5 protein-coding genes are annotated in these 9,608 nt (G+C 49.0%); all 5 read left to right on the forward strand.

What is annotated here, in order from left to right:
* The first annotated feature begins 88 nt into the window (after positions 1-88).
* Positions 89-6,259: an RHS repeat-associated core domain-containing protein gene (locus tag G493_RS0126790; RefSeq protein WP_028582814.1), complete on the forward strand. Its 6,171-nt coding sequence runs from the start codon at positions 89-91 to the stop codon at positions 6,257-6,259.
* Positions 6,260-6,563: 304 nt separating this feature from the next.
* Entirely contained in the window at positions 6,564-6,749 is a 186-nt protein-coding gene (locus G493_RS0126795) for a Flp family type IVb pilin (protein WP_028582815.1), read from the forward strand.
* Between the two features lie 44 nt (positions 6,750-6,793).
* Positions 6,794-7,321 (forward strand): A24 family peptidase, encoded by a 528-nt coding sequence (locus tag G493_RS32865; RefSeq protein ID WP_051310040.1) that lies wholly within the window; start codon positions 6,794-6,796, stop codon positions 7,319-7,321.
* Between the two features lie 32 nt (positions 7,322-7,353).
* Positions 7,354-7,848, forward strand: a complete 495-nt coding sequence (locus tag G493_RS0126805; RefSeq protein ID WP_153306690.1) for a hypothetical protein — start codon at positions 7,354-7,356, stop codon at positions 7,846-7,848.
* A gap of 718 nt (positions 7,849-8,566) precedes the next feature.
* Positions 8,567-9,608 (forward strand): RHS repeat domain-containing protein (locus tag G493_RS0126820; protein WP_028582817.1); only part of this gene is annotated, 1,042 nt, incomplete at its 3' end.

A 9,608-nucleotide genomic window follows, 5' to 3' on the forward strand; every position in this document is an offset into this window, starting at 1 on the left:
CGAACCATGAAAGTCTATCAATCCGGTAGGGCACCATCAGTGCGCAGTCGGGAACTTTCATATAAACAGCCGGTAAGTTGAGGATACTATGAATAAATATTGCAAGGGACTGCTGGTGTTGCTTTTCAGTGGTCTGCTTACCACGGCCATACCCGTGGATGATGCCACAGCCATGGGAGGCAGGCAGGTTCGAGGCACAGAGGTAACCGGGGGCGGCCAGGTCCATGGACAGGAATCCCATGGTACCGGTGTACACGGCACAGGCGTAAATGGTACCGGTGTATACGGCACTGGCGTAAATGGTACCGGTGTAAACGGTATACAGATTGATGGAGTAGATGTCACTGGCGACCAGGTCAATGGTGAACAGATTGATGGAGTAGATGTCACCGGCGACCAGGTCAATGGTGAACAGATTGATGGAGTAGAAGTCTCTGGTGATCAGGTTAGTGGCGTGCAGATTGATGGAGTAGAGGTTTCTGGTGATCAAGTTAGTGGCACGCAGATTAATGGAGTAGAAGTTTCCGGAGAGCAGATCAGCGGCGACCAGATCAATGGGCTGGAGGTTTCAGGTGACCAGGTAGGTGGTGTGCAAATTGATGGTGTTGAGATTTCCGGTGCACAGATTGACGGTCTGGCAGTGGATGGTACCCAGGTTGCAGGTCAGGAAGTTGGCGGCGTTGAAGTTACTGGCGTTCAGGCTGATGGAACCGGAATAGATGGTGCTCAGGTGAGTGGGGCGGCTGTAGACGGTACGGAGGTTGGTGGTACAGCAATAGATGGTTTGGCCGTCTCGGGGAACGAAGTCGGCGGAACAGAAATCAGCGGTCAGGATGTCAGTGGTACTGAAGTTACTGGTGTCGGTGTGGATGGCAGTAGCGTCTCCGGTGCTGAAGTTACCGGGACAGGCATAGATGGCACAGAGGTAGGTGGTGTGGCAATAGATGGATCTACCGTCTCGGGAAGTGAGGTTGATGGCACCAGGATAAGTGGTAAAGATGTCGGTGGCGCTGAAGTTACTGGTGTCGGTGTGGATGGCAGTAGCGTCTCCGGTGCTGAAGTTACCGGGACAGGCATAGACGGCACAGAGGTAGGTGGTGTGGCAATAGATGGCACCTCCGTCTCTGGGAACGAAGTCGCTGGTACCGAAATCAGTGGTCAGAGTGTCAGTGGCTCTGAAGTTACTGGTGTCGGAGTAGATGGCAGTAGCGTATCTGGCGCTGAAGTTGCCGGGACAGGTATAGACGGCGCAGAGGTTGGTGGCGTGGCCATAGATGGCTCCTCTGTTACAGGGAGCGAAGTAGGTGGCACCAGAATCAGTGGGCAGAATGTAAGTGGCATGGAGGTTGCTGGTGTTGGTGTGGATGGCACCACGGTGTCCGGCACTGAAGTTACCGGAACCGGGATAGAGGGTACCCAAGTTGGAGGAACAGGAATAGATGGTTCTGCAGTGTCCGGTGAGGGAGTCAGCGGTACAGGTGTTGCCGGTGAGGCAGTGGATGGCAGCGGTGTATCTGGAACCGAAGTTACAGGCGTTGACATCGATGGTGTTGAGGTTGATGGTCTAAACATCGATGGTGTTTCAGTAACTGGGGAAGACGTATCCGGGATTGATATAGATGGTATCCAGATTGATGGCACCGATGTTGACGGCCTGGAGATTGACGGCGAAGGCGTGGATGGCAGCGGCACCGTTGACGGCCAGGAGATTGAGATTGATTTGGAAGTTACAAAGGAGCAGGACGGAAAAACAGCTGCGTCCGCTTCTAAAAAGAGGCAGGAGAGTGATGCTCAAGGTTATGTTGTGGACGGGAATTCCCCGTCCATGGCAAACTTGCCGGGTGAACCTGTATACAGCATTTCCGGCTTAATAAATAATGGAACGAACGAGCTGACCACCTTTGCCGGTGACCCCGTAAACATGGTTACCGGAAACATGTACCACGCTGAACAGGATTTGTATATCCCCGGCAGAGGAGGCCTGCCCATAGCCTTTGTACGTTCTTACAACAGTCGCAATCCCGAGGATGGACCATTGGGATTTGGCTGGACACACAGCTTTAACCACAAGCTTCGTTTTTACGGTGTTGAAAATGGGCTGGCCAAGGTGAGCTGGCTAGATGGGACCGGTAATGAGAAGTTTTTCTCCACTTCCAAACATAACCACGGCAATATCAAACACTCAGTTGACCTGAACAATCCCCAGGGAACCCATGTGATTTTTCGCAGACTTGCAAATGGCACCTTTCGCATTCAGGAGAAGAATGGTCTGGCCTACATTTTCGAGTCTGTGCAAAGTACTGAGGATGGCGGACAAAAAGCTAAATTGCTTTCCATACAGGATCGCAACGGCAACAGGATGCACCTGGAGTATGTCGGCATTCGTTTGACTTTGGTTGCCGACGATTTGGGAAGGGAATTGACATTTTCCTATATCGGTTCGCGTATTTATGAAATCAAGGATTTTTCCGGTCGCAGGTATCAATACGATTATGACCAGTACGGCAACCTGGTTGCTTTCAGAAATCCACTGGCTATCAGTTCCCCGGTGAATCAGCCTCCATTGACCTATTCGTATTATACAGGAAACGATGGGGAAGCGCGAAACCATGCCATGAAAAGCTATGTATTGCCTAAAGGCAATGGTATGGAATTCCACTATCATCCGGATGGGCGCGTATCCAAGCACATTGATGCACTGGGTCGGGTTGAACACTTTACCTATGACGACCAATATAGAGTAACAACCCAGGAAAACAGCTTTGGTCAAAAACGGCAGTACTTTTTTACAATTCATGGGATGCCAAGCAAAATCGTGGATGAAAATAACAGGCAGTGGATCTATACCTATGATCCAAAATTCCCTCTGCAGCGTATAACAACCACAGATCCCGCCGGGCATACAACCAGCTACACCTATGATACGTCAGGAAATGTTACAGCCATTCAACATCCCAATGGAGCAACAGAAACCTTCTCTTCCTTTACCGTCTTTCATCAGCCGCAAAAATATAAAGACGTGGAAGATAACTACACTGTGTATAAATACGATACCCGGGGAAATTTGCTCGAAGAGGTAACCCTACGTTCAGGGATCAAGCCAATCATACCCTATACCACCGGTCCCATGGATTTCGTTTCCTGGTCGTTATACACCTACGACGAACATGGTAATCTGCGCACCACCAAACAGGTTGCCGATGGACGCAAATGGACAGGGCCATTTATCAAATATGTGTATGATAAAAACGATCTGTACCTTACCGCTGTCAGCCGCCATGGAGACAGCAACAAAGACGGTAAAATCAATGCTGCTGATCCTGTGGAGCGTAAACCTGTACAGTACGATAGCCTTGGGAGGGTGGTTCGTGGCCTGGATGGTTCCTGGTATACTACGGAATATGCCTATGACAGTCTTGGCAGGGTTGTACGAGGGAGTGATGCTCAGGGGTTGCAACGACAGTATTACTATGATGTTAATGGAAACGTTATAGAAGAACGACTGCAACAGAATGATACCATCTGGGCTAGAAAGCAGTGGCAATACGATGCTGTTGATCGAATTACTCAGCTTACCCTGAATAGCGATCAATACTATACCATCGGTTATGACGATCAGGGCCATATCAACAGACTTACCGATCCAGATGGATATTCCCTTGATTTTGCATATGATAATGCCCGGCAGGAAGTACAGGTGACCAACCCCGTGGGTGAACAGGTTACCCTGCAGCGTGATAGTCTTGGCAGGCCGCTGACATTCATCGATGCCAACGGCAGTGTGACCTCCTATATATATGAGAACCAGAAAACACCTGGTCGTTATATGCGTAAAACCTTTCCCCTGGTGGAGGGGCAGCAGAATGCGCGGGCTGTTGTCTACGAATATGATCGCAAGGGTAGGGTTATTGCTCAGCGCGTTATTGGAAGTCACGGAAAATCCAAGGTCGTAAAACTGATACGCTACAGTGAACAGGGAAAGCCGATCCGTATTGTTGGAGCTTTGACGGCAGATGGCAAGAGACCTGTGACTCGATACATATATAATCTTCTAGGCCAGCTTGAGCAGGTTCGAGCTGGGGTAACTGCAGCATCGGCTGTTGACCCTTCCAGAGACGATGTGCAGTTGCAGATGCGCTATACCTATGATGATTTTGGCAGGGTAATCCGGCAAACCAATATTTTGGGGCAAAGTAAGCAGTTTGTCTATGACATCCACAGCAATCTGGTGCAATCGACCAATGAAAATGGGCAGGTAACCACATTTACATACGGGTACGGGCATCAGTTGCTCGGGCGAGAGAGCGAAATAGAACTCCTTGAAATTAAGAGAAATCCCCTGGGGCAGCCAATAACTGTGGAGTCATTCGATCCCCAGGACTCATCCACTTTGGTTCGCTATACCTATGAGTATGACCAGGCACATCGTTTAAGCAGAGAGATCGATAGTCGAGGTTGGGAGCTTGCCTACAATTATTCCCCGGGTGGAATGCTGCAGTCAGTAACCGATGGCCAGGGGAATCAGACCACCTACAGCTATGATATGGCAAAGCGACTCAGTCGTATATGGACATCGGATCAGGGTGTGGTCTCTTTTACCTATGACCCAGGTGGAAGATTGATTGAGAAAATGCTGCCAACCGGTGTGTCGACACGGTACACCTATTATGCTGACGACAAGGTGCGAAGGGTTGTACATGGGCAGGGAACCAAGACTGTTTTCCAGCAAAGCGATTATACCTATGATGGCTATGGCAATGTTGACAGATATACGGAAAATGTCGGCGGCAATACTCTTGCCTATTCCTATGGCTATGATGAGTTGAACCGACTGTTAACCGTTAGCGGTGGTGATCCGGATCAGGATGAGCAATATAGTTATGATGCTCTCGGTAACCGGATTTCCAGAATCGTTGGCACCCTTAATCCTCAGACCTTCATTTATCAGTATGATAAGGCCAATCAGCTTCTCCAGGTCCGTAACGGTTCAGAGCGCGGCCCGGTGCTGCAGGCGTTTGTTTACGATCAAGCCGGCAACCTGATAGAGCATGCATCTGGCGGAAATATAACCCGTTCTTCCACCCATTGTGATGGTGAGCATGTCGTGCAGTATGGGTATGATGCACTCAATCGACTCACGGAGGTGAGTCAGGCCGGATCCAGGCTGGAGAAATACTTTTACGATCCTGCAGGGCACAGAATCGGCAAAACCATTGATGGTGTACAACACCATTATCGCTATAGCGGTGATCAGCTCTATGCAGAATATATTGATCAGTTCAACACCCCTGCTGCCCGATATACCCGTGGTGTGGCTCATACCTCTCCCATGATGCGGCACAGTGGAGATTCAGCTTATTATTATCACCATAATGGGCTTGGCAGTGTACTGGCAATGTCTGGAACTGCAGGAAAGGTGAAGGCCAATCAACGGTTTGATGTCTGGGGAAACAGGCTGGAACAGCATACAGGAGAAACACCCGGTTTTGGCTTTACAGGAGGTGAACCGGATAATACTGGCCTCATCTATTTCCAGGCCAGATATTATGACCCCTCCATCGGTCGTTTTACCCAACGGGATCCCATTGGCTTGGCTGGCGGTATCAACACCTACGCCTATGTGGGAAATAATCCCGGTAATGCTGTTGATCCCTCTGGATTATTGGCCCAACAGTCAGGAGGCTGGTGGCAGGAAGGCGGGCAAAGCTATTTTGATTCAACCCTGGCAATGGCCTCTGGGTTGACCACCACTGTTTCCGTCTCGGCAGTATCTGAGGGAAACGATGGGATGGACCTCTCCGTACTGCTTGATTCAGATACCGCTTGGTGGGAAAAAGGCCTAAGTGGCATTTCTCTGGCAGATACGTCCATGCACCCCAGTTTGTTCTATTACGCCTCTGGCAGTGGTGGAGTGCAGACCATCCCCGCTGTAACCAATGCTGCTTCCACCGGGAAAGCTGCCATGCAGACTTTGGCTGCTTATAAGAATTTGCGCAAGGTAGCTGAAGCAGGGCAGGACACCCATCAAATTGGCCGGAAAACAGTCATGAAACAGCTGGTGGCAGAGGCTGCCAGTATAGCAAATCCATCAATTTTAGTTCCCAAGAGAGGGTATACAGGTGATGGGCTGATAGCTGGTGTCGACTCTGGAAACACCAGCGAAATTGCAACTGTGCTGGCTGAAAATTTTCAGGAACTTCGCAGAATTTATCCTGATATTCCCAATATATCGCTTTGGAAGCTCCTTGAACTGAAATGAGACAGTATATATTGTGATGTAACTGATTTGTAACTCCTGCATGGCGGTGATAAGCCTGCATATGGTGCTCTGGACCAAGGAGAATAATTACCCAGGCAGGAGTTGAGAGAGATTCTTTTGTATTTCAGGTTGTCGAATCCGGTAGGGGCCGGAGTAAATCAGGCTATCTCGTTGCCTCATGGAGAGATGCCACGACCTTCTCTGAAGCAAAGGAATGCAGTATGAAAAACAATGAGGCACAGAGTCCAGGATTGAGTCAATGGTGATTCAAGCCTAGAAAAAAAAACATTCCTAGGAGGATGACATGGAACTTTTAAAAAGACTCTATAAAGAAGAATCCGGACAGTCCGGAACCGAGTACATGGTACTCATGGCCAGCGTTGTTGCTGCCATTTTGGGTGCTGCTTTTGCATTTAGAGGACATTTTCAAGATGGTGTCGACGCAATGGGAGAAAACGTTAAAACCAACCTGAGCGCTGGTTTCCAATAAGCCGTTCAATGGTAATGTTGTCGTATCCCGAAGTCGAGCTTCGAATGGCGATCACTCTTGCAGTGATCGCCTGTGCCGTTATTACCGATGTCTGGAAAGGGAAAATCTATAACTGGTTAACCCTTCCTGCGCTGGTTATGGGGCTTGGGCTCGCAGGGATTCAGCAGGGATGGACAGGTCTTGGCCTGTCCTTCCTCGGCCTGCTCATTGGCGGAGGCCTCCCATTGATCCCTTTTTGTCTTGGTGCCCTCGGAGGCGGTGATGTGAAACTTTTTGCCGCAATCGGAGCCCTTATGGGGCCTGCCTTTATTTGCGAGACGCTGCTTGCGTCGGTTTTGGCTGGTGGTGTTATCAGCTTTGTCGTTATACTGAAGCGAAGCAAAATCAAACCAACCCTTACCTGGTATTGGGGTTGTATTACGGCTGTTGTCACCTTTTTACTGTTCAGGGGAACTGGTTTGGTTTTACCCAAAGGGCCAGATGCCGGGACCACCCCGTATGCCATTAGTATCTGCGTGGGCGTTATCTGCGCATATAACTATGATATATTGGATTGGCTGATCATAGTGTGACATGAAGCAAATCTGCAAAAAGGATGAAGAGCGTGACCAACAGGATTTTTACTTGTATTTGCAGTATTGGTACCCTGACAGGTGCTTCTGGCAAACACCTGTCTAAAGTGTCCGGGAAAAAACAGGAAAGATTGATCCGTAAGTCTGAACAGGGATCCTCCTCTGTGGAGTTCCTCTTCGCCTTTCTGCTCCTGTTTTGGATGTGCCTGGGATTTGTAGACATCGTTTTTCAGGGCTATAACGGCCTGATCATTGACTATGGGTCATGGATGGGAGCCAGGGGATACATTGTGGATGAACCTGGCGGTACCCATTGGAAAGAAGGGGCAGAAACCGTTGGTCGCGGTACAATGATGCATCGGGTAATCAATGCCTATCTCAATGGCAGTGAAGTAAAGCTCGAAGTCACCAACCGGGAAATGCTGAAATCAGGTATTATTTACGGCACCACACGGGAAGGTACCCTGACCATAGGAACAGATCTTGGGCCACAGGAAGCCCCTTTTGAAGGGGACAATGCACCATAAATACTTTGGATGAGCATTTGGCAAAGTGTATTGTATATATTGATCTGAAGTTACTCCTCACAGGGGAGACGGATAAGCTTGAATCCGTCCGGCTTCAAGCCCCTTTACCAGGAGCAACCATAAAATTAGAAAGAATCGAAGAAAAAAAGGGGTCAGAGTAAAAAATGCTGGCTTGCAGCCGCAGAGTTTAACAAACGAAAAGAGAAAATAAAGACAGAAAAAGAAAATATCACATAAGGAGCAGCTGATGACAGGATTAGCTCGCTTTCACCTGCAGGAGTGCCTGTCCATGGTATTCAGCGAGGCAATAATCTTTAAGAGCTTATTTCCAACATGTAATGCTCAATACTTCCGCTTTCCCGCATCTCATTTGTTGCAATGAACTCTGGTAGGGTGCGCCGTGCGCACCATGAAATTGTAATAAGGGGGGCCTCACCAAAAGAGCCTGGCCAGCTAAATTCCAAGATGCCTCATTTTTTATCGTTGTGCCGCAAGGGGAATTCGGTGATCAGATCCTTTTGTATTGCTAACTCGCTGTAAGCTGTTATTTTTCAGGGGCTTAGTTCTTGGCTTACTGTGAAAAAGCATCCTGTTGTTGCTGTTTCACCTGTACAACCCTGAGTTCCAGGTTTTCCCTGAAAGCTTTAAACCGCAGGGTATGTTTACGCACTGTTTATAGAAATATATTGGCCGCATTCTCTTTCGCTTTCCTTCCGTTATGAAAATATTACCTTCCGTACAGAAATTCCTCGCCCTGATAGCAGCATTTTTCCTTTGCACTTCCATCGCCTATGCAGACCTTGGGCTTAGCTCCAGCGATTTTGGCAGCCAATCCGTAGATGGCAGCCAAGTGGATAGTGTACAGGTGCACTCCCTGGATGACGAGACCAGTGAAGCCGGTAATCAGCATGATGGTGCAACTGATGATAGTGGTTCGAGTGGTGATCCTGGAACCAATTCCCCTGTCTGTGAGACACATGATGGCAACGGTAGTTCCGAAGGTTCCTCCTGTAACATGTGTCCGGAAGGTACCGCTGTACCTGACAAGGACTCCACAACCCAGTCCTGCAATAGCAAGCCCTGTAAGAAAACCTATTCCTATGTAAATCTCTTTACCCGGCAGTACCAGGATGATCTGGTGGACATGTCTGTCAAGGTTGCAGGCGGTCATGCCAAAGTTTACCGTCTCTACGTGGATGGTAAATGGCAGTTCGAACACGAATTCAACCGGATTCAGGGTTCATCTGGAGATAACACCCTTAAAAAAGGTAATCTGACCTATCATAAAGAGGCAGGCGGCCTCTATCGATACAGAACCTTTACCCTGCATGCTCTGGATACGGGTTTTCGATGGCAGAATAAAAAAGGCCAATATGTGCTCTATGATGGGCAGGGGCGCATGGTGGAAACCGGGGACCGAAGGGGCGCGCTCACCTATTATACGTACCAGGGCAATCAGTTGCTTACCATTCAGGATCGCAGCCACGCCACGGTGTTCGATTTTACCTATACTGATCAGGGCAAGATCCGTCAGGTTGCGGACCAGAATGGCCGCACTCTACATTACACCTGGGAAAACGATTTGCTCACACGGGTAACCGATGTGCTCGGGCATGCTACACGATACAGTTATAGTCAGCAGGGGCAGTTGACAGCCAAGGTCGATGAAGCAGGACGCATGTTTTTTATCACCTATCATCCCGATGGTGCGGTGAAAAGTGTGCTCTCCCGTATGGAAGGCGGTTATTATTTCAGCTTCA

The organism is Desulfogranum japonicum DSM 18378, assembly GCF_000429945.1.
Classification (GTDB): Bacteria; Desulfobacterota; Desulfobulbia; order Desulfobulbales; family Desulfobulbaceae; genus Desulfogranum; species Desulfogranum japonicum.